The following is an 886-nucleotide window of genomic DNA, read 5'->3' as shown; positions in this document are numbered from 1 at the left end:
CGGCAGATGGATATTCTGATTGCTGATACGGCAGGTCGTCTACATACTCAATCCAATCTGATGGAAGAGCTGAAAAAAGTAAAACGCGTTATGGCCAAACTGGATGGCAATGCCCCCCATGAAGTCATGCTGGTGCTGGATGCCGGCACAGGACAGAATGCTTTATCTCAGGCTGAACAATTTCATCAGGCGATAGGATTAACCGGTATTACCCTGACGAAACTTGATGGTACGGCAAAAGGCGGTATTATTTTTGCCATCGCGAAAAAAATCGGGTTACCTATCCGTTACATCGGAGTGGGTGAAAAGATAGATGATTTAAGAACCTTTGAAGCAGAGGACTTTGTCGATGCTTTACTGGGCCGTGAAACACAACAATGATACGTTTTGAACAGGTTTATAAACGTTACGAAGGTCAGCAGGAAGCCCTGTCAGGTCTCAGTTTTGAATTGATATCAGGAGAAATGGCTTTTTTAACCGGCCACTCGGGTGCCGGAAAAAGTACCCTGTTGAAGCTGATAGCGCTGATTGAACGTTGCTCACATGGTCAGGTGATCGTCAATAATCAAAATCTGAGTCGATTACCGAAGTGGAAGATCCCTTATTACCGCCGAAAAATTGGACTGGTATTTCAGTATCACAATCTGTTACATGATCGCACGGTGTTTGATAATGTCGCTCTGCCATTGATTATTGCAGGTGAAAATCATCGTGAGATTGGTCGTCGGGTGCGAGCAGCTCTCGATAAAGTCGGCTTACTGGGCAAAGAACGTAACTTACCAATTGCCTTGTCAGGTGGTGAACAACAACGGGTAGGTATTGCCCGCGCGGTGGTTAATCGTCCGCCGGTTCTGTTGGCCGATGAACCAACAGGAAACCTGGATCC

General features: G+C 46.3%; 2 pseudogenes. Both read left to right on the top strand.

Annotated elements, in window-relative coordinates:
- Positions 1–381 (top strand): annotated as a pseudogene (locus B3M51_RS07465) (signal recognition particle-docking protein FtsY); the annotation flags it as partial.
- Positions 378–886, top strand: a pseudogene (locus tag B3M51_RS07460) (cell division ATP-binding protein FtsE); the annotation flags it as partial. The pseudogenes B3M51_RS07465 and B3M51_RS07460, both read left to right, overlap by 4 nt.

Origin of the sequence: Methylophaga sp. UBA2689, from assembly GCA_002354555.1 — a bacterium.
GTDB lineage: Bacteria > Pseudomonadota > Gammaproteobacteria > Nitrosococcales > Methylophagaceae > Methylophaga.
The sequence above is the reverse complement of the archived record's forward strand: the minus strand, read 5'-3'. Positions and strand labels throughout refer to the sequence as shown.